At 54.9% G+C, this 22,389-nt stretch carries 21 protein-coding genes; 5 read left to right on the forward strand and 16 right to left on the reverse strand.

Going from position 1 to position 22,389, the window contains the following annotated elements; all coding sequences use genetic code 11:
- Positions 1-33 precede the first annotated feature (33 nt).
- Entirely contained in the window at positions 34-687 is a 654-nt protein-coding gene (locus AB8B75_RS02440; protein WP_405359563.1) for a pyridoxamine 5'-phosphate oxidase family protein, read from the forward strand.
- A gap of 786 nt (positions 688-1,473) precedes the next feature.
- On the opposite strand, the gene AB8B75_RS02445 is transcribed toward AB8B75_RS02440, so the two are convergent.
- The 11 genes from AB8B75_RS02445 to AB8B75_RS02495 form a co-directional block, all read right to left on the reverse strand.
- Positions 1,474-1,899: an SRPBCC domain-containing protein gene (locus AB8B75_RS02445; protein ID WP_405359564.1), complete on the reverse strand. Its 426-nt coding sequence runs from the start codon at positions 1,897-1,899 to the stop codon at positions 1,474-1,476.
- Positions 1,896-2,213 carry an ArsR/SmtB family transcription factor gene (locus tag AB8B75_RS02450; RefSeq protein WP_405359565.1) on the reverse strand — a complete coding sequence of 106 codons (318 nt, stop codon included), beginning with the start codon at positions 2,211-2,213 and terminating at the stop codon, positions 1,896-1,898. The genes AB8B75_RS02445 and AB8B75_RS02450 overlap by 4 nt, the downstream gene beginning before the upstream one ends.
- Before the next feature lie 96 nt (positions 2,214-2,309).
- Positions 2,310-2,957 carry an RluA family pseudouridine synthase gene (locus AB8B75_RS02455; protein ID WP_405359566.1) on the reverse strand — a complete coding sequence of 216 codons (648 nt, stop codon included), beginning with the start codon at positions 2,955-2,957 and terminating at the stop codon, positions 2,310-2,312.
- Positions 2,958-3,073: 116 nt separating this feature from the next.
- Entirely contained in the window at positions 3,074-5,518 is a 2,445-nt protein-coding gene (locus AB8B75_RS02460; protein WP_405359568.1) for an FAD-dependent oxidoreductase, read from the reverse strand.
- A gap of 12 nt (positions 5,519-5,530) precedes the next feature.
- Positions 5,531-6,421, reverse strand: coding sequence for a homocysteine S-methyltransferase family protein (locus AB8B75_RS02465; RefSeq protein WP_405359570.1), 891 nt, complete (start codon positions 6,419-6,421; stop codon positions 5,531-5,533).
- Positions 6,418-8,871 carry an FAD-dependent oxidoreductase gene (locus tag AB8B75_RS02470; protein ID WP_405359571.1) on the reverse strand — a complete coding sequence of 818 codons (2,454 nt, stop codon included), beginning with the start codon at positions 8,869-8,871 and terminating at the stop codon, positions 6,418-6,420. Before AB8B75_RS02470 ends, AB8B75_RS02465 begins: the two co-directional genes overlap by 4 nt.
- Before the next feature lie 3 nt (positions 8,872-8,874).
- Positions 8,875-9,249 (reverse strand): GFA family protein, encoded by a 375-nt coding sequence (locus AB8B75_RS02475; protein ID WP_405359572.1) that lies wholly within the window; start codon positions 9,247-9,249, stop codon positions 8,875-8,877.
- 1 nt (position 9,250) lies between these two features.
- Positions 9,251-9,871, reverse strand: a complete 621-nt coding sequence (locus AB8B75_RS02480; RefSeq protein ID WP_405359573.1) for a LysE family translocator — start codon at positions 9,869-9,871, stop codon at positions 9,251-9,253.
- The gene (locus AB8B75_RS02485; RefSeq protein WP_405359574.1) at positions 9,871-10,443 is read right to left on the reverse strand and encodes a helix-turn-helix domain-containing protein; all 573 of its coding nucleotides are present in this window, start codon (positions 10,441-10,443) and stop codon (positions 9,871-9,873) included. The genes AB8B75_RS02480 and AB8B75_RS02485 overlap by 1 nt, the downstream gene beginning before the upstream one ends.
- 197 nt (positions 10,444-10,640) lie before the next feature.
- Positions 10,641-11,096: a GAF domain-containing protein gene (locus AB8B75_RS02490; protein ID WP_405359575.1), complete on the reverse strand. Its 456-nt coding sequence runs from the start codon at positions 11,094-11,096 to the stop codon at positions 10,641-10,643.
- Positions 11,093-12,265, reverse strand: coding sequence for a thiolase family protein (locus tag AB8B75_RS02495; protein WP_405359576.1), 1,173 nt, complete (start codon positions 12,263-12,265; stop codon positions 11,093-11,095). Before AB8B75_RS02495 ends, AB8B75_RS02490 begins: the two co-directional genes overlap by 4 nt.
- A gap of 82 nt (positions 12,266-12,347) precedes the next feature.
- Between AB8B75_RS02495 and AB8B75_RS02500 the strand changes: the two genes are divergently transcribed.
- The 3 genes from AB8B75_RS02500 (at position 12,348) to AB8B75_RS02510 (ending at position 14,999) form a co-directional block, all read left to right on the forward strand.
- Positions 12,348-12,689, forward strand: coding sequence for an STAS domain-containing protein (locus tag AB8B75_RS02500; RefSeq protein ID WP_405359577.1), 342 nt, complete (start codon positions 12,348-12,350; stop codon positions 12,687-12,689).
- A 23-nt stretch (positions 12,690-12,712) separates the two neighbouring features.
- Complete coding sequence (locus AB8B75_RS02505) at positions 12,713-13,168, forward strand: ATP-binding protein (protein WP_405359579.1); 456 nt, start codon at positions 12,713-12,715, stop codon at positions 13,166-13,168.
- A 256-nt stretch (positions 13,169-13,424) separates the two neighbouring features.
- Positions 13,425-14,999, forward strand: a complete 1,575-nt coding sequence (locus AB8B75_RS02510; protein WP_405359580.1) for a gamma-glutamyltransferase family protein — start codon at positions 13,425-13,427, stop codon at positions 14,997-14,999.
- A gap of 28 nt (positions 15,000-15,027) precedes the next feature.
- Here the strand turns inward: AB8B75_RS02510 and hspQ are convergent, their stop codons facing one another.
- On the reverse strand, positions 15,028-15,354 hold the full coding sequence (hspQ, locus tag AB8B75_RS02515; RefSeq protein WP_405359582.1) for a heat shock protein HspQ: 327 nt from the start codon (positions 15,352-15,354) through the stop codon (positions 15,028-15,030).
- A 241-nt stretch (positions 15,355-15,595) separates the two neighbouring features.
- Here hspQ and AB8B75_RS02520 point away from each other — a divergent pair, with 241 nt between their 5' ends.
- A complete protein-coding gene (locus AB8B75_RS02520) occupies positions 15,596-16,183 on the forward strand; it encodes a lytic transglycosylase (RefSeq protein ID WP_405359583.1) in 588 nt (195 codons plus the stop codon).
- Between the two features lie 4 nt (positions 16,184-16,187).
- On the opposite strand, the gene AB8B75_RS02525 is transcribed toward AB8B75_RS02520, so the two are convergent.
- From AB8B75_RS02525 to AB8B75_RS02540, 4 genes are all read right to left on the reverse strand, one after another.
- Positions 16,188-16,793, reverse strand: coding sequence for a LolA family protein (locus tag AB8B75_RS02525; protein ID WP_405359584.1), 606 nt, complete (start codon positions 16,791-16,793; stop codon positions 16,188-16,190).
- A gap of 108 nt (positions 16,794-16,901) precedes the next feature.
- Positions 16,902-19,721, reverse strand: a complete 2,820-nt coding sequence (locus AB8B75_RS02530; protein ID WP_405359586.1) for a DNA translocase FtsK 4TM domain-containing protein — start codon at positions 19,719-19,721, stop codon at positions 16,902-16,904.
- Positions 19,722-19,739: 18 nt separating this feature from the next.
- Entirely contained in the window at positions 19,740-20,924 is a 1,185-nt protein-coding gene (locus tag AB8B75_RS02535; protein WP_405360170.1) for an aminotransferase class I/II-fold pyridoxal phosphate-dependent enzyme, read from the reverse strand.
- 106 nt (positions 20,925-21,030) lie between these two features.
- Complete coding sequence (locus tag AB8B75_RS02540; RefSeq protein WP_405359587.1) at positions 21,031-22,359, reverse strand: amidase; 1,329 nt, start codon at positions 22,357-22,359, stop codon at positions 21,031-21,033.
- Between the last annotated feature and the right edge of the window lie 30 nt (positions 22,360-22,389).

The raw sequence follows: 22,389 nt of genomic DNA on the forward strand, positions 1-22,389 counted from the left end.
TCGTCAAGAGAAACCGCTCGAAAGATCTGAACAATGAATGATCCCCTTGTTGTAACTGAAAAATCCCGCCTGCGCCGCATGCATAGCAGGGGGTATTTTGATCGCGCGACAATCAATGGCATTCTGGATGCGCAACCTTTGTGCAGTGTAGGGTATGTCATCGATGGGCAGCCGTATGTCACACCCACTTTTCAATGGCGCGAGGGCGACCGAGTGTATTGGCATGGCTCGTCAGCAAGCCGCGCCTTGCGTAATTCCAAAGACGCGAAAGTATGTCTCACCGTTGCAATTCTGGACGGTTTTGTTTTGGCCCGCTCAGGCATGCATCATTCCTTGAATACGCGTTCTGCCATGCTCTTTGGAACGGCCGTCAAAGTTGAAGACCCGGCAGAAAAGCTTGAAAAGCTAAGGACCTTTCTGGATGGGCTCTTCCCAGAACGCTACGACACGTTGCGACCGGATTACGAACAGGACCTGAAGGCCACAATGGTTTTGGGTATGGATATCGCAGAAGGCAGCGCAAAGGTCCGGACGGGTGATCCGAGTGACGATGAAGAAGACTATGCTTTGCCCATTTGGGCGGGAGTCATACCGGTAACAACCCATGTCGGCACCCCTATCCCGGATGCGCGCTTGATTGATGGTGTAAAGATGCCCGACCACGTGCGGAACTTCCGGATCGGCTGATCAATGCTCTGGTGTCGGCATAGCGCGCGGTGGCCCAAATCCGAGATGGTTTTTGGGCAGTTGTTGCAGGAGGTTCGACTTCTTCCTTGTCTGATCTGCTGCTTCACCGGACGCGAGGCCAGTGTTGTCAGCGTGGCCTTGCTGAATGGCCTGCTACGCAGAAAAGACACCAGCGACGAAGTGTCGACCAACAGTACGGTATAGGGAATGGATGAGACTGACTTAGAGACTGCCGTTTCCAACAATCTTCACAGATCCATACGCAGCCGCTTTCACGCCATTCAACGAATAGAAATATTGGGTGTTCGTTCTCAAATAGACGATTTGTACAGGTACTGACGCAAAAGATTGCCTTTGATCAGTGGCCCACCAACATGAACCCCACAACTTACGGCGCCGGAGAACAGTCCCACCACCCACAACGACACGGCATTGCATGGTGTTCTGAAGAGGGAACGGAGCGTTTTCGCTAAAGACGGGAGCAATTAGATCAAGGCCAGGAACCAAACAAGGGTTTGAATGGCATCCAGAGCGGTTACTGATGCACTTACAGCCGCTTGCCAAAATAGCCTCAGAAATCTATTTCACGCCCATGTGCGCGCAAAGGCCACTGGCTTTTCAGAAAATGGACCGGATCTGCACCGCTACGCGTTGCAGGCTTTAGATGCGCCAAGAATTGGTTCGCTCTCTTTCGTGGGCCGTTTTTGGTCTGCTTTCTGGAAAACGGCCAACTCTGCCTTGACGCAGCCGGTAAAATCCCTGCACCGGCCGCGTCAAAGGCCCCATTCATGCCGGAACAGATACGTGTAGGGCTTCGCGCATTTGAATGAAATGCTTGTCCCATCCGTTGTCCAAAGCCAGTATCAGATCGAAGGCTTCGGCGGCGGCTGGCAGCCCCAAATGCTCCAACGACAACTGCGTTCCCCCCGGAACCTCGGCAAGCGTCCATTTCACGAGACTCACCGCGTCGCCCATGGGTTTTACCGTGAACGTATGCTCCAGATATTCCGGTTCACGTGCCACTTTGACTTCGCCCCAGATCAGCAGGTCTCCACTGGTGGTGCCAAACATCTCCAGTTTGGCACCTTCTGCCAGTATCTGTTTTGGCGCGTGGAACCATTGGGCCAATTTTTCCGGTTCAGTCAAAAAAGCCCAGACTTCAGAACGGGAGGCTCTCAGATAAATCGTTTTGCGCAAGATAGGTGAGGTCATTTCGTGTCCTTTTCAATGATTGTCTTGAGAGTTGAAAGGCGATCGTCCCAGAAGGCATCGAAATATGTGAGCCAATCGATCACCGGCTTGATGCCTTTTGGATTAAGCGTGTTGATACGTTCCCGTCCTTGCGCACGTACGCAAATCAGACCTCCGTCCGACAATACGGTGAGGTGTTTTTTGACGGCGGCCCGGGTCATGTCGAAGTTCTGTGCAACCTCTGCGATTGTCAGATCGCGGTCACGCAGCATGACCAATATGTCGCGGCGGGTCGGGTCAGCCAAAGCGCGAAAAGTGGATTGTGCCAAAGCCATGTGATCTCCAAAGTGATACCTAACGGTACCTCTTTTATGAAACCAAATGGTATCATGTCAAGTGCCAATCTGCGCGCAACCAAATTCGGTGACGACTTAGAACGGCAGTGGCGCGCGAATTTTGGTAGAACGGCCACCTTGCGGGTGGTTAAACCGCAATTCCTGGCTGTGCAGCATCAAACGATCATACTCGCGTGCTGGACCCGTGGCGTAAAAGGGGTCTCCCAGAATAGGATGGCCAAGGCTCAACATATGCACGCGGAGTTGATGACTGCGCCCAGTTAACGGCTGCAATCTCACGCGCGCTGTTGTGTCCTCGTCTTTGAGCACCCGCCAATCTGTCTGCGCAGGCTTGCCGGTTTCGTGACATACCATTTGCAGCGGGCGATTGGGCCAGTCCACGATCAGAGGCAGATCGACGGTTCCGGTTTTCTCAACCGGAACGCCCCAGACGCGCGCAACATAGGTTTTCTTGGTCATGCGCTTTTCAAATTGCAGCCCCAAATGCCGTTGTGCGTGTGGGGTGAGCGCGAAGATCATCACGCCAGATGTGTCACGATCCAAGCGGTGCACCAACAGAGCATCCGGAAAAATGATTTGCACCCGCGTGAGTAAGCAATCGGCCAGATGTGGTCCTTTGCCCGGCACAGAAAGCAGCCCAGATGGTTTATCAACCAACAGAACTTCTGCATCTTCGTGCAGAACGACAAGAGGTTCCTGAGGAGGCGCGTAATCTGAAGTCATGCCACCTGCTCGCAGAAGAACGGCATGCGTGCAACCCTGACGCATCCGGAAAGAGATAGTGACCTGAAACCTACCTTAACCGATCGCTCGTTGAGCAGGTTTCAGGACTTCCTTGCCTAAACCTTCACCCGCTCAGATTTTGGATCGTACATCGGCTTGAGCGACGCCTCTGCCTTCACCAACGTACCAGCGACATCAATGTGGTACTCTGAGGCCAACACTTCCGCTGCCGTTTCGCCCGCGCAAGGCACATATCCGAGACCCATAGATGCACCGAACGTATGACCATAAGCGCCCGAAGCAAGATACCCGACCAACTCGCCATTCCGCATCACTGGTTCGTTGTGATATAGCAGCGGCTCGGCATCCGTGAGCTTGAATTGCAACAGGCGGTTCTTGAGCCCTTCTTCCTTTTTGCGCAGGACCGCTTCGCGCCCAATGAAGTTGGGTTTGTCCGTCTTGACCGCAAATCCAAGCCCAGCCTCCAACACGTGATCCTCGCAAGTGATATCGTGGCCAAAATGGCGGAAGCCTTTTTCCATGCGGGCGCAGTCCATCATATGCATCCCACAGAGTTTCAAATCCAACTCTTGCCCAGCCTCCATGAGCGTCTCAAACACGTGCCCCGCCATGTCCGAACTCATGTAGATTTCCCAACCAAGCTCGCCAACGTAGGTAACCCGGTGCACCCGCGCGACACCCAACCCAAGTTCAATCTCCTGGGCGGTCCCGAAGGGGTTCACATCATTGCCAAAGTCATTGGGCGACACCAAGTTCAACAACTCGCGCGATCTTGGCCCCATGACGGCCAGCACACCCTCGCCCGCCGTCACATCCGTAATCACCACATTGAAGTCGCCAATATGCCGCATCATCCAGGTCTGATCCGCCAGGCGCGTAGCCGCCGGTGTCACCACCAGAAACACGGTTTCGGCGATCCGCGTCACGGTCACATCCGCTTCGATCCCGCCACGCGGGTTCAGAAACTGGGTATAAACGATCTTTCCAACCGGCACGTCGTATTGCCCGCCAGCGACATAGTTCATAAAGGCTACGGCATCGCGCCCTTCCACCCTAATCTTGCCAAAAGATGACATGTCATACATGCCAACATTGTTGCGGATTGCGGTGACTTCCTCGGCCACATTGTCAAAGAAGTTTTGCCGCTTCCACGAGTATTCATATTCGGCGGTTTGCGTGGGTTTGGCGATCCAGTTTGCGCGCTCCCAGCCAGCGAATTCGCCCATAACCGCGCCATTGTCCAAGAAATGTTGGTGCAACGGCGAGCGTCGAATACCACGCGCTGTAACTTTCTGGCGAAACGGGAAATGATCGGCGTAGAGCAAGCCCAGGGATTCAGTTGCGCGTTCGAACAAATACTTCTTGTTGCCTTGAAAGGGTTGCATACGGCTGATGTCCACATCACCCAGATCAAAGGGTTTCTCGCCATCTTCCATCCATTGCGCCAAGGCCATACCGGCACCGCCAGCAGACTGAATACCGATCGAGTTGAAACCGGCCGCGACCCAAAAGTTATCCAGTTCCGGCGCCAGACCCAGATGGTAAGCATCATCGGGCGTAAAAGATTCCGGTCCGTTGAAGAACGTATGAATGCCGGCCTCCGCCAACATCGGCAGGCGTTCAACGGCTGCCTCCAGGATTGGTTCGAAGTGGTCGAAATCCTCGGGCAGCTGATCAAATTCAAAGTCCGGTGATATGCCGTCCATACCCCAAGGTTTGGCATTGGGTTCAAAGGCCCCCAAAAGCATTTTGCCGGCATCTTCCTTGTAGTACGCACATTCATCAGGCACCCGCAGCACTGGTAACTGTTTCAGGCCCTGAATCGCCTCGGTGACGATGTAGAAGTGCTCGCAGGCATGCAGCGGCACGTTGACACCAGCCATCCGGCCCACTTCATGGGCCCACATCCCGCTACAGTTCACCACCATATCGGCCGTGATATGACCGGTCTCGCCGCCCTGTTCCCAGTCCACTCCTGTGACGCGCCGCCCCTCGCGCGCTATCCGCGTGACACGGGTGCGTTCGAGCACCTGCGCGCCACGTTGACGTGCACCTTTAGCGAGGGCAAGCGCGATATTGGCCGGGTCGCCCTGCCCGTCCTTGTCCAAATACACCGCCCCAGTTACGCCTTTGATGTTCAAATGCTCGTAACGCTCTTTGACCTCGGAGGGTGAAATTTCCTCAACCTCTACACCAAAGGCCCGCGCCATCGCGGCCTGGCGCAGGATCTCTTCGCGGCGCTCTTCGGTCAGCGAAACCGTTATCGAGCCACAGCGTTTGAAGCCCGTCGCGACACCGGTTTCTTCTTCGAGATTGCCGTAAAGTTCCTGGCTGTATTTTGCCAGCTTTGTCATATTCGCCGTTGCCCGCAGCTGAGCGATCAGGCCCGCCGCATGCCAAGTCGTGCCCGACGTCAACTGCTTACGCTCCAGCAAAACCACATCTTTCCAACCCAATTTGGTCAGGTGATACGCGACGGAGCAGCCAATAACGCCGCCCCCAATAATGACAACGCGCGCATGAGACGGAGACACAGGCATGGGAGTATTCCTTTAAACGATTGTGTGACCGGCTGCTTCGAGCCGGTGTGCAATTTCAGAGATATGTGCGGGGCCAACCTCACAGCAGCCGCCAACGATGCTGGCACCCAGGCCAACCCATTCCATCACGTAGCCGGCGTAGGCGCGTGGCCCCATATCACGGCGCGCTTTAAGTGCGTCCACCGTGGGTCTTTCCTTCAGAAAGTCTTCGGTGATCAGCTCAAAAGCATTGGCATAGCCTCCGAAGGGTTTCTGCAGCCGTGCAATGATCGGCAGGCCCTTTGTCACCGCTTCGGGTGCAGAGCAGTTGAGTAAAATCGCGTCTGCCCCTTCGGCGAACTGAAGAACATCCTCCAAAGGTTCACCTGACCGCAAATACCCGCCATCGGTGTCAGAAACGGTCAGAGACAGCCAAATTGGCAGGCCTGAGGCGCGCGCGCCCTTGAGGGCATCGCGCGCGTGCGCCACCGAAGCCACGGTTTCCATGATCAGAAGATCACAATCTTTCGCAAGTACTTGCGCCACTTCAGCAAAAAGTGGCACGGCAATCTCTGAAACGGGATGCAAATCCGGGCGGTAGCTCGCGCCCAGCGGACCAATGGCCCCGGCAATCTTACCGTAGCCGAATACTTCTCTTGCGGCTTTTGCCTCAGTCACGGCGGCCGCGTGTAACATGTCAAATTGCTCATCGATTCCGGCGTCTTGCAACCGATCGTGGTGAATCGCATAGGTATTGGTTGTCGCGACGGTAGCCCCTGCAGCAAAGAAGTCCGCGTGAATGCTCTGAACCATGCCCGGGTGGTCGATCATCACCTGCGTAGACCACAGCGGCGTGGGCTGATCGCCTGCACGGTGAATCAGCTCCTGCCCCATTCCACCATCCAACAGGATGATCTGTGTCACGCGCGGATTCTTTCGTTTTCGGGATCCCACAACGGTTGATCGGGCTGCACGGTCGCCTTGCACCGCTTGCCATAGATCTCGACCTCAACTTCTGTGCCAGGTGACGTCAGATCTTTGCGCAACATGCCTAGAGCAACGGATTTGTTGATCCGGTAGCCCCAGTCTCCAGAGGTTGTTTCGCCGACCACATCGCCATTATGAAATAGCGGCGACATATAAGGTGCGTCCTGATCCGGCGCCTCCACTGTCAAAGTGACAAATTGCTTTTTGGAGCCTTGTTGCTTTTCATTCAACAACGCCGCCTTGCCTGGAAATTCCTGCGGTTTATCAAAGCGAACAAACCGTTCCATGCCACCCTCCAGCAAGGAGTAGTCTGTCGATAGATCGCCTTTCCAAGACCGGTAGCCTTTTTCGATCCGCATGGAATTCAGAGCAAACATGCCGAACGGCGCGGCGCCCGCGTCCCGGATGGCTGAATAGACCGCCGGGCTGTCCTCAAAAGAGGTATGGACTTCCCAACCCAGCTCACCAGCGAACGAAATCCGGAAGAGTTTCGCCGGTTTGCCCGCAACAACCGCTTCCTGAATTGTCAGCCAACCTGTGGAGAGGTCCGCGTCAGGTGCAATGCCCGACAGGATGTCACGCGACTTTGGCCCCGTGATCAAACTGGTGCTCCACTTTTTGGTGATGTCTGTCAGCGTCAGCGATCCATCGGCAGGAAGCGTTTTTTGCAAGAACTCAAAGTCATGCCATTGCGCCACGGCTGCGGTCATCAGCCAGAAATCATCCTCGGCCCAGCGAATTATGGTCACTTCGGTCACGATCCTGCCGCGGCTGTCGGCGAAATACCCCAGGTTCATCCGGCCCGCTTTGGGCAAGGCGCCTGAGATTTGGCCGCGCAGCCATTCCGCAGCACCTGACCCCGACAGAGTATAGCGCGAGAAACCGGTAAGATCGAGCACGCCCACGTTGTCGCGCACCGCTTCAACCTCTTCTTTCACCCGCACCGCCCAGGGGCCGTTGCGGTCCCAGGTGTGGGTCGCTTCCTCTGAGGTGTCATCGCCATCCTTCGCGAACCAATTGGCGCGTTCCCAACCGCTATAGGCGCCCATCTGCGCCCCATCGGCGATCAGACTCGCGTGATTTGGTGACAGCTTCTTGTCCCGCCCGGCGGGCCATTCGTGATGCGGGAAATGCATTGCGTATTCGTGGCCATAGGTTTCCAGCGCCTTGGCAAGGCAATAGTCGTGGTCTGCGTAATCGGTATAGCGACGCGGATCGACAGCCCACATATCCAATTCCGTCTCCCCATGCATGATCCATTCGGACAGGCACTTGCCCGCGCCACCGCCCTGCGCGATCCCAAAGGTAAAGCTGTGCCCCTCGAATGCATTCTTCACCCCCGGCATCGGGCCGATCATCGGCAAACCGTCGGGCGCGTAAGGAATGGGTCCGTTGATGTTACGACCCACACCCGCCGTGCCCAGAGCCGGTACACGTTCCATTGCATCCTCGATGTAAAACTCCAACCGTTCCAGATCATCCGGGTAGAGCTGGAACGAGAAGTCCTCGGGCATCGGATCTTCAGGCGTGACCCAATGCGCTTTGCAGTTACGCTCGTAAGGACCGAGGTTCAGCCCGTTTTTATCCTGCCGAAGATAGTATGAGATATCCACGTCGCGGATCATCGGCATCTTGCGGCCTTTTTCCTTGGTCCACTCCGCCAGCTCAGGGATCTCGTCGGTCAGAAAGTACTGATGGCTCATTACAACCATCGGCACCCTGCGCCCGCCAAAAGGCTTGAACATCTCACCGACGCGCTGTGCATAGTAGCCTGCACAGTTGGCAACATATTCGCAGCGGATATCGCCCTTGTCCGTGTGAACGATCCATTCGTCACCGTCCCGCGACACATTGGTCACCGGGCAGAAACGCTCGATCCGACCGCCTGCTTCCCGCGCACCCTTGGCCAACGCCTGCGTCAACTGTGCGGGGTCGATATCCCCGTCCAATGGATCCCAAAGCCCCCCCTCAAGGTCATGAACTTCCATGAAAGGATTGTATTCTTTCAGTTCTTCCGGCGTGCAAATACTCATCTCAAGGCCTTGATAGCGACCCATCGAAGCGACTCTTTCAAACTCCATCATCCGTTCTTTGGAATGCGCCAGACGCAGCGCGCCGGTCACGTGATAGTTCATCGGATAATCGACGTCCTCTGCCAGCGTCCGGTACATTTTGGCCGAATAGCGCTGCATGTTCATCACCGCCCAAGAGCCCGCGAAATTCGGCACATTTCCCGCCGCATGCCAAGTGGAGCCGGCAGTCAACTCGTTTTTCTCAAGCAGCACGCAATCAGTCCAGCCTGCCTTTGCCAGATGGTATAAAGTCGAGGTGCCAACGACGCCGCCGCCAATGATGACCACGCGGGCCGTGGTTGGAAAATCTGCCATGGTTCAAGTCTCCCTTTGCGGCTCGTCGGCCGAGATTGTGTAGTAATCGCCCTTTGTGGCGGTATGGATGTGGCTACGCAGACGCAGCCCCGTCGGTCCGTCAATCGAACCGGTGGAAAAACAGGTGAAGGCGTCGTCATCATGTTTCCAGAAGAGCGCTGACCCGCAATTGGGGCAGAAGCCACGCCTAGCCTTGTCGGAAGATTGGAACCAGCGTACCTCGCCGGTAATCTTCAATGTGCCGTTTTCGACGTAAGACGACGCCCAGGCATGGCCCGATTGCTTGCGGCATTGAATGCAATGGCAAACCGCGGGCGCGCCCGGTTCACCCTTCGCCTCATATGTCACTGCGCCGCAGAGACAGCTGCCCTTGATCATGTCACGCCCTCCCCGGTGTTGTGCTTGCACCCAGAAGCACGCCGTAGATCACGAAACAGGCCGCCATGATCCGGCGCACCCAGACATTGAACACCGCGCTTAACGCCGCCCGCCCGAGCCCTGCACCTAACAGAGTGAACCCGGTGTAACTGATCGCCGTGATCGCCAGAGCCGTAGGCATGATCATCCCCATCTGGCTCCAGATCGGCACATCCGGTTGCACAAACTGCGAAAAGGCCGCGAGATACCCCGCGACGCTCTTGGGGTTGATCGTGGCGATGGCAAGCGCGTGCAGGTAGACAGACTTGGCGGGTTTGTCTTGAATCGTTACAGGATGCTTCGCCATCAGCCAACCGCGTACGCCAAGGTAGATCAAAAACCCGGCACCGATCAGTTTGGCGATCAAAAAGCCTGTTGGTGATGCGGCAATCAAAGCGGTTATTCCCAGTGCGGAAAGTACCAAGAAAAGCGAGGCTTGTGTCAGAATGGCCAGCACGCCGATCATCCCACGCCGAAAACCAATGGTCATGCCATTGGTAATGCAGTTTACGGCATTGGGACCGGGCGTCGTGACGAACACAACCCAGAAAACTGCAAAAATGGTCCAGGATTCAAAAGTCATCAATACACCGGAGGGGCAATGACCCAGATGGCCACAGCGGCCGAATCATAGGGGTTTGACCAAATGAAGGGTTCTCCTCGAATGCGAAAGCTATCCCCGGGATTGATAGTGTGCCTTTTACCCGCGATCACCAGATCCAACGCACCCCGGACAAGATATCCAACTTCCTGAGTGGGTCGTGTTACCGGCTCCGTGATCTTACTGCCGGGTGCAAAAGTGGAATGTACCATTTCAAAGTCATCGGTGAGATCAGGTGACAGCAATTCTTCGATCAGACCCGCTACAGAAGACCCCACAGAACGACGTGCTGTTTTTCGTACGACATAGCCTGCTTCATCGGCGGGCGCCGCGGAATGCCGAAAGAGCATTGATACCGAAACATCCAAGGCCGCCGCAATATGGCGCAGATCTGTAATTGAAGGTTCGGACTTGTCTCGTTCAACCTGGCTGAGCCAACCCACGGAACGCCCTAAAGTGGCGGCCAAATCCATCAAGGTTAGACCGCGCGACTTGCGCAGAGCACGCAGATCAGCGCCAAGTGTATGGGGGGTCATGGGTAAGGAGTGTTGCATGGCTTATGAAATTTTTGCAGATTTTTTCATATTGCCGTGAGTCGGTGAAAAAATCCAGCAAAATTTCATGTGATTGGAGCCATCTGCCGTTATTTGCCTAAGGCGAGCCGCTTCGTATCGATTCAGCACATATGCCGTCATCTGTGTGGAAAAGGCCGCCCCTTTCAGCGCTGCACAATCAATACAATCCAAGTACTTCAAGTGCGGCCAAAAACTGATCTTAGAATTCTGCCGATCTCGTCTGCATCTTCTTGGCAAAACGCATTTGGCTTATCGCTGTCGATGTCAAACACTCCGATCAGGATGCCCTTTTCATCATGGACAGGTAGCACAAGCTCCGACTGAGTCGAAGAAGCGCAGGCGATATGCCCTGCGAAAGCACTGACATCAGCCACCAACTGCACCTGCCCCGTTCGAGCAGCTGCTCCGCAGACGCCGCGTGAAAAGGGAATAGTCAGGCATCCATGTCCGCCCTGATAAGGGCCGATCTTTAACAGCTCTGGCGCGACGACCCGGTAGAATCCCGTCCAGTCGAAACGCTCGTCTGAGTGATGCACTTCGCAGGCGACAGTCGCCATGAGCGCTACCTGATCGGTTTCGCCGCTTGTCAAAGACTTGATCGCTTTCGCGAGCGCATCATAATCGACCTTCATGGGCGTTCAATCGCGATTGCAGTGCCTTCGCCGCCTCCAATGCAAATCGCCGCAACACCGCGTTTCACGTCTCGTTTTTCCATCGCGTTCAGCAGCGTGACAATGATGCGCGCGCCCGACGCGCCAATTGGATGGCCCAAGGCGCAGGCTCCACCGTTCACATTCACAATGGCAGGATCCAGATCCAATTCGCGCATGAACGCCAATGGCACCACGGCAAAGGCCTCATTGATCTCCCATAAGTCCACGCAGTCTTTTGTCCATCCGATCTGGTCCAGTAATTTTTGAGCAGCTGGTACAGGCGCAGTGGTGAAGAGATGGGGGGCCTGGGCATGGCTCGCATGGCCGACAACGCGCGCCCGAATGGCCAAATCTTGATCCGTCACGGCTTTTTGAGATGCCAAAACAAGCGCAGCCGCCCCATCCGAAATTGACGATGAATTCGCGGCCGTCACGGTACCGCCGGCGCGAAACGCAGGTTTCAACAAGGGGATTTTTTCGGGCCGCGCATTGGCCGGTTGTTCATCGGTTGCAACAAGATGAGTGGCCTTGCGGCCGACAACCGACACCGGTGTAATTTCGTTCTCGAATGCGTTCGACTGTTTTGCTTCCAATGCGCGGGATAAAGATGCCAGCGCATAGGCGTCCTGTACCTCTCGCGTGAACTGGAAGTCTTGTGCGCAATCCTCCGCGAATGTCCCCATCAAACGCCCTTTGTCATAGGCATCTTCCAAACCATCGAGAAACATGTGGTCGACAACCTGTCCATGGCCTAACCGCGCCCCATCCCGCATCTTTGGCAGCATGTAGGGAGCATTGGTCATGCTCTCCATGCCGCCAGCAACCATCAAATCCGTATGACCCAGTGCGATCTGATCGTTTGCGATCATTATGGCTTTCATCCCCGATCCACACATTTTGTTGAGCGTGGTGGCGGGAACGGCCTCGCCCAAGCCGGCTTTGAAACTGGCTTGTCGAGCCGGGGCTTGCCCTTGACCCGCGGGCAATACGCAGCCCATCAGAACTTCTTCGATCACTGCTGGATTTATTGTCGCAACCGCTGCTTTGATGGCTGCTGCCCCGAGATCGGAAGCACTCAACGCACTGAAATCACCCTGAAAGCCTCCTATTGGCGTGCGCGACGCCCCTACGATCATCACCTGATGCATGCGCGAAGGTCTCCTTGATGCCTAATGGTTTCGTAAGACTTACCCATTACGACGACGTCAAACGAGTCAAGAGGCAGTAATAGTGCAAATCAGAACCAAAACAGAAGAAGCGCTTCGCATCATTTCTGTTCAGGAAGAACGGATCGACGCTGCAGTCGCACTTGAATTCAAAGACGCCATTCGGGTCGAGACCGATGGCGGAACGGATACGGTTGTCCTGGATTTGAGCATGGTCAAATTCATTGATTCAAGCGGCCTCGGTGCCATTGTCGCCGCAATGAAGAACCTGGGCGCCGGACGCAAAATGGCACTTGCAGGCCTGACCCCGACTGTGGAGCGCGTGTTTCAACTGACGCGCATGGACACAGTATTCAGCGTTTTCAGCACTGTAGACGGCGCACTCGCGGAACTTCAGCATCATTGATCGCGCAGGAAGGTCTGTCACAAATGGCAACTGTGCCACCAATTGAAGTGACTGTTCAGAGCAGCGAATTAGCTGTGAGAGAAGCACTCGGCAAGTTGCTTGATAAACTCAGTCCCTTGGATTTGGGAACGGAAGAGGCCGGAAAAGTCGAAATGGTTTTGGCCGAGGTTTTAAACAACATTGTTGAACATGCGTACCCCGACCAGAACGCGGCAGGACGAATCGCAATATCCTGCGCACACCGTCCCGATGGATTACATCTGAGAATCGTCGATGAAGGTGAAGCAATGCCGGGCGGAAATGCGCCACTGGGCGTTCAAGCATCACTGGACGTAGACCTTAACGACCTTCCAGAAGGTGGTTTTGGATGGTTTTTGATCCATACTTTGGCCAAAGATGTTAAATACCAGCGTATTGGCTTAGAAAATCAACTCTCCATGCGTCTGGCTGTGGCACTGACGAACGAAAGCGGATGCTAGCCCAAAACCGTATCGGACCATAACCTTTCCCCGACTTGCCTCCAAAGCGCCGCACTGCAATCACATTGCCGCCTTGTTCCAAAGGCATATACAAACTGTAGCTTGATATAGCTTCCCTCGGCGCTGCGTTTAATAGCCCCCACCCAGTACGCAGCGTCGAGGACCTTCCCAACCAGACCAATTCCATTGTTAGCACCATGGACATTTCCGCATGTCCACTTAGGTTGCCTTTGATTAACTGGAACAGGGGTCTGTCGTGCGCAATTTTCATTTTCCGGGGCGCTCCCCTGTTCTCGCAACCAATGGGATGTGCGCAACCTCCCACCCTTTGGGCGCGAAAACCGCCATCGATATTCTGGAACGCGGAGGCAATGCGATGGACGCAGCAATCGCCGGTGCTCTGGTTTTGGGGATATGTGAACCACAAATGACTGGCATTGGCGGCGACTGTTTTGTGCTGTGGCACAAGGGAGACGACGAAATTAAAGCGCTGAACGGGTCAGGTCGTGCGCCGCTTGCCTTGGATGCCGCAGAACTGCGCAACGCTGGAAATACTGAAGTACCTATTCAGAGCGCTCATTCTGTAACCATTCCGGCCGCAATCGATGCTTTCTGTTTTCTGTCTGAAAATATTGGTAAAATTGGTCTCGACGCGATTGTTGCACCTGCGATCAAAGCGGCGGAAGAAGGCATTCCGGTGGCCCCTCGCGTAGCGTTTGATTGGCCCCGCGACGCACATGTGCTTCAGGATAAAGCGCGCGATTACTTCCTTTTGGGCGGAAAAGCCCCAACCGTGGGCCAGGTTTTCCGCGCACCTGGTCAGGCGGAGGTATTGCGCCGCATTGCTCAAAAAGGACGTGATGCCTTTTATACCGGCGAAATTGCCGACGATATGCTGAGCACTCTCAATGCCATGGGGGGTCGCCACAGCACCGATGACTTTGCGCAAACGGCTTGTAAAATGACCACACCGATTTCCGGTGCATATCGTGACATCGAAGTGGTAGAGCATCCACCCAATGGCCACGGGGCCACGGCTCTTTTGATCATGAACATTCTATCCCAATTCGATGTTGCGAAAATGGACCCGATGGGATCACAACGGCTGCATTTAGAGGCCGAGGCGGCCAAACTGGCCTATGATGCGCGCAACAGGTTCCTTGCAGACGCTGAGTTTACCACCCGACTGGACCACATGTTGGACATGGATACGGCAAAGAAACTGGCTTCTCTCATCGATCCGACAAAGGCCATGGCCAGTGCGACGCGCATTTCTGAGAATGTTCACAAAGATACAATCTATATCACAACCATTGACCGGGACGGCATGACCGTGTCGCTGATTTACTCCATCTTTAATGGTTTCGGATCCGGCATTGCATCTGATAAATTTGGAATTTTGTTCCAAAACAGGGGTTCCGGTTTCACGCTTGAAGAGGGTCACCCCAATGAACTCAAAGGCGGCAAACGCCCTATGCACACCATCATTCCGGGCATGTTGCGAAAGAAGGGTAAAGTGATCATGCCTTTTGGTGTGATGGGGGGCGCGTACCAACCCGCCGGTCATGCAAGGTTTGCATCCAACTTCGTGGATTTCGACATGGACCCACAAGCAGCAATCGATCTGCCACGGGCATTTTCCGACAAAGGAACCATGAATGTCGAGCATGGGTTTTCGGATCAAGTGCGGCAAGATCTATTTGATTTGGGCCACCATGTCAGCATTCCAGAAACGCCAATCGGCGGGGCTCAGGCCATTTTGATCCGGGATGAAGGTGTTTTGGAAGGTGCGAGCGATCCGCGCAAGGATGGGTGCGCCTTGGGTTACTGAACTTTCGCGTACGAAGTCTTACCCAGCGTCAGTTCAGTTGAAAGTGCAATGGGTATGTGCCGTTGCTGAATGGCCCGAACAAATCCGGAATGTCAGGATGATCTACCGGCTCACCTGAATAGTCGGCAACGAGGTTCTGCTCTGAGACATAGGCCACGTAATAGCTTTGATCATTCTCGGCTAGCAGATGGTAATAGGGTTGATCTTTTACCGGGCGACTGTCTTCGGGAATCGCTTCATACCATTCTTCGGTATTGGAGAATTCTGGATCCACATCAAAGATGACGCCACGGAAGGGGTGCTTCTTATGACGGACCACTTGACCCAGATGATATTTTGCGCGCGTTCTTAACATTACAAACATGCCCCTTACCGACGGAATTTAAACGCTACAAGGCCTATTTGTCCAATCTCGGCAGCAACTTTGCCAGAAACAGTTTGTGAACGTAGCGTTGACAGTACCTCCAGGCAGATAATTCGTTCACTATATAAGCTAACTCCTTCAGAATTCTTATTTCTGTGCTCTTTCTGGTGGAATTCGTGATTCCCTAAAGTTCTTTTTTACGTTAAACTGATCGAAAAAAAGCGAGAGGCAGATGAGCAGAACTCTTCGCGCTGTGACACTGGTACTACTGGTTGCCTCCTGCGGAGGTGGTCAGGGAAGCGCGCCGCGACATCTGGATGACGCGTGCCGAATTGCCAGCGAGCGCCCCGAATACCTTAAGGCGTTCCGCAAAACGGAGCAAAAATGGGGTGTGCCTGTGCACGTCCAAATGGCGACGATACATCAGGAAAGTCGATTTGTGTCCAACGCCCGCACGCCGCATAAATATACCTTGGGTGTGATCCCGATGGGCCGCCAATCCAGCGCCTATGGCTATGCTCAAGCGTTAGATGGCACCTGGGACGATTACAAAAAAGCCACCGGTAAACGCTTCGCAAGACGTGACAGGATCAAAGATGCCTCTGATTTCATGGGGTGGTATATGGTTACCAGCCGATCGAAAAATGGCATTCCCTTGACCGATGCGCGAAACCAATACCTCGCGTATCACGAAGGTCACACTGGATATGCGCGTGGCAGCTACAATCGCAAATCCTGGTTGCTGAATGTGGCCAACAAGGTCGATCAACGCGCTGATGTATATCAGGCGCAACTGGCGACATGCCGCCTGAGGCGTTAAGGCGTCATCGATCCCTGTTCTGCAATGCGACGCCGGGATCAAAGAGTGTGTTCCGCAAGCTGACGTTGGTCTCAAATGCACCCAGAATGACGGTCGTCTGGGCACCATTCGCGTCGTTTATTCTCCACTGGCGCAGTTGGACTGGTGCATCAGTGAAACTCATCTGAATAGTGCCATATTCGGGATTTTTCGGGTCTTGTGCCGTGACCGTGGTCGCGGTGCCATCGTAGTCATGGCCTGTTACCATGCGCGCGCGCTGCAGGTCGACCTGACGCGCAAGGATCAATGACAATGGGGTTTTGTTGAGCGGATAAGTTTCTGGTGGTTGGTTGGACTTCTTATCAATGATGACCACTGCATTGGCGCTGGCAACTACCAAGGCCTGTTCTGGTGGGTCGTACTCGAAACGCATTTTGCCCGGACGGCTGATGTAAAGAGTGCCGCTGCTGATCGTGCCGTCATCATTGATCTGGGTAAAAGCCCCCTGCGCCGTTTTCAATCCGTTGAAATATATAGATATCTCATTTAGCGACAATTTGTCTGCGACAGCGGGCAAAGCGAACGTGCCCAAATAAACAAGCGCTGCAGCAATCGAAAGAATTCGTTTCATCAGGCGCTCCCAACCATTTCCGTAATACTACACTTAGGTGCACCTTGGTTGATATGCGATATCACATCCGGAAAAACAGCATACGGCGCGCACCGCTTCGAAAATCAGCTACCCTTGTTCAGGCACCAGAATTTCGCGTTTTCCGACATGATTTGCGGGGGATACCAGACCCTGATCTTCCATCTGTTCAACCAGACGCGCCGCCTTGTTGTATCCGATCGCCAGTTTGCGCTGAATGTAGCTAGTGGAGCACTTCCGATCCTTGATAACAACCTGCACCGCAGTGTCATAAAGCGCATCTTCACCATCCGTGTTCCCACCCACACCGAGAACCAGATCAATGTCGCTTTCCTTGTCGTCCGAGGGACCTTCGACAACTCCTGAAACATAGTCAGGTTCGCCATATGCCTTGAGATGGTTAACGATTTCCTCGACCTCTTCGTCCGACACAAAGGGCCCGTGACAACGGGTGATTTTTGCCCCTCCGGCCATGTAGAGCATATCGCCCATACCAAGCAGTTGCTCCGCGCCCATCTCTCCCAAGATCGTGCGACTGTCAATTTTTGACGTGACCTGGAACGAAATGCGTGTTGGAAAATTGGCTTTGATTGTGCCGGTGATCACATCAACGGACGGGCGTTGCGTGGCCATGATCAGGTGAATGCCAGATGCGCGCGCCATCTGTGCCAGACGCTGAATGCAGGCCTCGATTTCCTTGCCGGCCACCATCATCAGATCGGCCATCTCATCGACGATCACGACAATGTAAGGCAATGCTACGGGTGTGTTTTCCTCGGTTTCGAAAACGGGTTCGCCCGTTTCCTCGTCGAACCCGGTTTGCACAGTTCGGGTAAAAAGCTCCCCTTTGGACAACGCTTCGTTGACGCGACCGTTGTATCCTTCGATGTTGCGTACACCCATTTTCGACATTTTACGGTAGCGTTCTTCCATCTCGCCCACGACCCATTTTAAAGCGACAACCGCTTTTTTTGGATCCGTCACCACGGGTGACAACAAGTGCGGGATGCCGTCATAGACACTCAGTTCCAGCATCTTTGGATCGATCATGATCATGCGACATTCTTCAGGCGTCAATTTGTAAAGCAACGACAGAATCATCGTATTGATCGCTACGGACTTACCCGAACCGGTCGTGCCAGCGATCAACAGGTGAGGCATTTTTGCAAGGTTCGCCACCATCGGATCGCCGCCAATGTCTTTTCCCAAAGCAAGCGGCAAACGCATGTTGCTATCGCCAAAGTCGCGTGCGGACAGGATTTCGCGCAAAACAACTTTCTCGCGCGTCTCATTGGGCAGTTCAATCCCGATGACCGACCGTCCAGGCACCGTTGACACACGGGCAGAAAGCGCAGCCATCGAGCGGGCAATATCATCCGCTAGGCCGATCACGCGCGAGGCTTTCAAGCCGGGCGCTGGTTCCAGCTCATACATTGTCACAACCGGGCCAGGGCGCACGGCCACGATTTCGCCCTTCACACCATAGTCATCTAAAACGGATTCCAGCATGCGGGCGTTTTCTTCCAAAGCTTCATCGCTCAGATGCAAGCGAGGCACTTCGACCGGGTTTTCCAACAAGTTCAGGGGCGGCAATTCGAAACCCGGGTGCGTGTCATCGAAGGACAAAGTGGGCTGCGCTTCTGCTTTCGCGCGGGCCGAAGGTTGCACCGGTTTACGGTTCAATTGCTGAACAACCCGGCGCGGTTGAGTTGATGGCACAGCGGGAGCGTCGGTCTGCGCGTGCTCAATATAGGGATCGACCGTCTCAATTTCTTCAGGAAGTGGTGGGATTGCTGAGAGAGGCTCGGCAGTCAAAGGTGGTTCAGCACGCCCTCCGGCCGGGTCCAACAACAATGGGTCGGGCCCTCGCCCCCGACCTTTGGTCAAGGGCGCTGCCGATGGGACGTTTACGGCCCTGCTGGTGCGGGCACGCGATTTGATCGCGTCCGCAATGCGCGCCTTGATGCGGTCTTCGCCAGGGGCTTCGTCTATCTGGCTAAGTGAATCGATTTCGACCAATTCCGGTTCCGGCATTGCATCAGGTCGTCTGACCAAACCTGGCATTCTCGCGAAAAGCCCAGATTTCGGTTCGGGCTGTACCCCTTGAAAGACGGCTGCGTCGGACATCGGCGCCACTTCGGTATGGATTGTGGCATCTGCAACCGCCTGAGCCGCAGCGACACGCGCCTCATGGGCGTGCGCACGCTTTTCTGCATGACGCGACGATAGGTTTTGCGCTGTTTTCATCGCACTACTGGCGCCTCGTCCCAGCAACGCCATGATGCCAGCGTAAATCACAACCAGACCGACCAAGAGGAAACGTCCGATGCGGATCAGTTCCGCGCGGGTGAATCCCGTTACAAAAGCGCCGATCACTAGGATGCCCACAGCCATTAAAACTGACATCAACTTCACGGTGAAAGTCGATCCAATAGGCAACATCGTCAAAAGCGCGCCCATAACAGTATCGCCAAAAAGACCACCCAAGCCAAAGCTGTGCGTGTCGAGCCAAGTTCCGTCCGGTGTCAATGTGGCGGCGTAGATCGCGCCCAAAGCAATTGCAATCGGTGCGAAAATCAAGCGGCCCAGCGCACGCTCCGCACCCTGGTGCAGCGCAAATCGTGCGCCCCACGCCAGCAACACGATACCAATACCCCAAGCGCCCCATCCGACAATCATGAACAGCGGCGCCGCCAAAGAAGCGCCCATGCGACCCAGCCAGTTTTGCACCGGCGCATCGGTGGAAACCATCCAATTGGGATCGTCCGGCGTATAGGACCAGATCATCGCACAAGTCATCAAACCCAAGGCAATTAAGGCGAGCCCCAACAGTTCCTTGCCTCGTTTTTCGACTGCCTCGGCCATATTGCTGTCCAGCAATGGGTCCCGCCCCCGTGTTTGATATGCCATGCTCAGATCCCTCGTTAACTAGTGCGGATAAAGACAGTCGCGGATCAATTCGATCCCACGCGCTGTATCCGCTTTTGGGGCCACCATGGCAGCCCGGATATATCCCTGACCGGGGTTCTCCCCATTCCAATCTTGCGCCAGATACCCACCCGGCAGCACCCGCACGCCGGTCTCTCGCCAAAGCTTCACAGCCGCCGCCTCGTCATTTTCGACAGGCAGCCAAAGAAAAAACCCGGCCTCTGGGCTGGCGTAACCTGGTACATTCCCCAGCACTCGGTCTGCAATCTCATACTTCTCAACGTACAATGCGCGGTTTTCAACAACGTGCGTTTCGTCGTTCCAAACGGCTGCCGCTGCTGCTTGCAACGGCAAGGGCAAAGGCGCACCAGCGAAATTGCGCAGCTGTTTGATTTGACGAATGTTTTCCGCTCCACTTGCGACAAATCCTGATCGAAGGCCGGGCAGATTGGAGCGTTTGGACAATGAGTGGAAAATCACCACGCGATTGAGATCCACGCCCATGTCCTTTGCCACCTGCAAAGCCCCAACAGGTGGCGTGTCACGATAGATTTCGGAGTAACACTCATCCGCGAATATTTTAAAATCGAATTTTTCAGCCAGGGCAATAAGCTCTTGCCAATACGCTCGGCTTGCAACCGCTCCCTGCGGATTTGCAGGCGAACAAATGAAAACCGCGGTGGTTCGATTCAACACATCCTCAGAAAGATCCGCAAAATTCGGCAAATGCCCGTTTTCCAGCGTGGCCGGGACCATGATCGGATCAGAGGCCACCGAAAGAGCGGCAATCATGTAGACCTGATAAAACGGGTTCGGCATCAGAATGGCCGGGCGCTGACCATCTTTTGTCTCAGAGCAAAGCGCCATAGCCGCATTGTAGAGGCCCTCTCGTGTGCCGTTGAGCGCCATAACCTGCGTGTCCGGGTTAAGCGGCACACCGTAGCGCCTGTTAACAAACCCCGTGATCGCACCGCGTAGCTCGGGCGAGCCTTCGTTGGGCGGGTAGCTGTTAAAACCCGCCGCGTTCTCGGCAATGACATTAGTAACCCAAGCTGGAAACGGGTGTTTGGGCTCGCCAATGGTCATATGAATTGCAGGCCCGCCGCCTTCATGCACATCCAAAAGAGCGCGCAAACGCGGCCACGCATGTGCCGGAAGGTTCGAAAACCGCTCAGGATACACCATCAAAACTGCCTCATTTCGGGATCGTTCTTGTCCCGTTACCCACAAACTACCCAAGCACGGGGTCTGCGTCCACAAAAACGCGCAGCTTTGTCTCGATTTGTGGCTTTTAAGCCAATGCTTCCTCTGCGGCTGCTCCGATGCGCAATAGCGCACCCTCGCCATAAGCTGGCGCCATCATCATGATACCACAACTGGGAGTGCCCGTGGGCAAGCTGAGGGCGCAGAGCCCCATCAGGTTACCAATTCGTGTGTTGCGCAACGCCAAAAGGTTTTCCTTGATGTAGTAGTCGTGATCGGTGTTCAAGCGCTCCAGGTTTGGCGGCAGGATCGGCGCGGTTGGCAGTATTACAACATCGTATGTCGCGGTCGCAATTTCATAGGCTATACGCACCTTTTCGAGCGTCGACCAGGCCGCCACATAGTCGGCCCCGGAATGGGTTTTGCCCAATCGAAAACGCTCCAGAATTTCGCTGTACATCGCGTCCGGATCTGCTTCGATAACATCGCGCCATAACCCGTAAGCTTCTGATGTATATAGACAAGATGTATGTGCCATTGCCGTTTCGACTTCTGGAACATGAATATGCTCAATTTGAGCCCCGGCCTCTTTCAATCTTGCGACCGCGCTTTCAAAGGCAGCCATAGGTACCTCACGCACGTCTTGCAAAGCAATCGTGTCCAAAATAGCGACGCGTTTGTTTGCCAATGTGTTCCCGCGCAGATCGAAAGCGCGTCGCCCCTCCATCATGGCGGTGATCTGATTGGCGTCTCCGACAGTTCTGCACAGCGGCCCCACAGTGTCGAATTTCAACGCGAGCGGCACCACCCCATCCAGGGACAACCGGCCCGATGTGGTTTTCAACCCCACAAGATCATTCCATGCTGCAGGTATTCGCACGGACCCGCCGGTGTCGGACCCGATACCAACCGCCGAGAGACCAAACGCAACAGATGCCGCCGCCCCTGAAGAAGACCCGCCGGGCACCGCAGCCGCGTCATTGACACAAGGCGGTGTGTTTGTGCTGGGGTTGTAACCCAGACCTGAAAACGCCAGCTCGCTCATATGTGTTTTGCCCAGGCACACCAACCCGGCAGCTGTGGCATTTTTCAAAACCTGTGCATCGTCATCCGGCACGCGACCGAGCAAAAGCTTCGAACCCGATTCCGTGCCGACACCAGCCGTGTCGAAAAGGTCCTTCCAACTGATCGGGACGCCATCTAGCAAAGACAGCCTTTGTCCCGCAGCGGCACGTTCCGATGCAGCCGCAGCTTCGGCCAAGGCACGATCCGCCGTAACGCGGGCAAAGATTCTGTCTTTCAACTCATGCGCGTCGATGGCATCCAGATAGGCCTGCGTTAAAGCCAAAGGGTCGATTTCGCCAGCTTCAATCCCGCGCCCAAGATCAGCGGCTGGCATCTGCAACCAAGTCTGCATGTCATCATCCCCCAGCGTTTTTCTGCACGG

The organism is Roseobacter sp. (assembly GCF_045106495.1).
Lineage (GTDB): Bacteria > Pseudomonadota > Alphaproteobacteria > Rhodobacterales > Rhodobacteraceae > Roseobacter.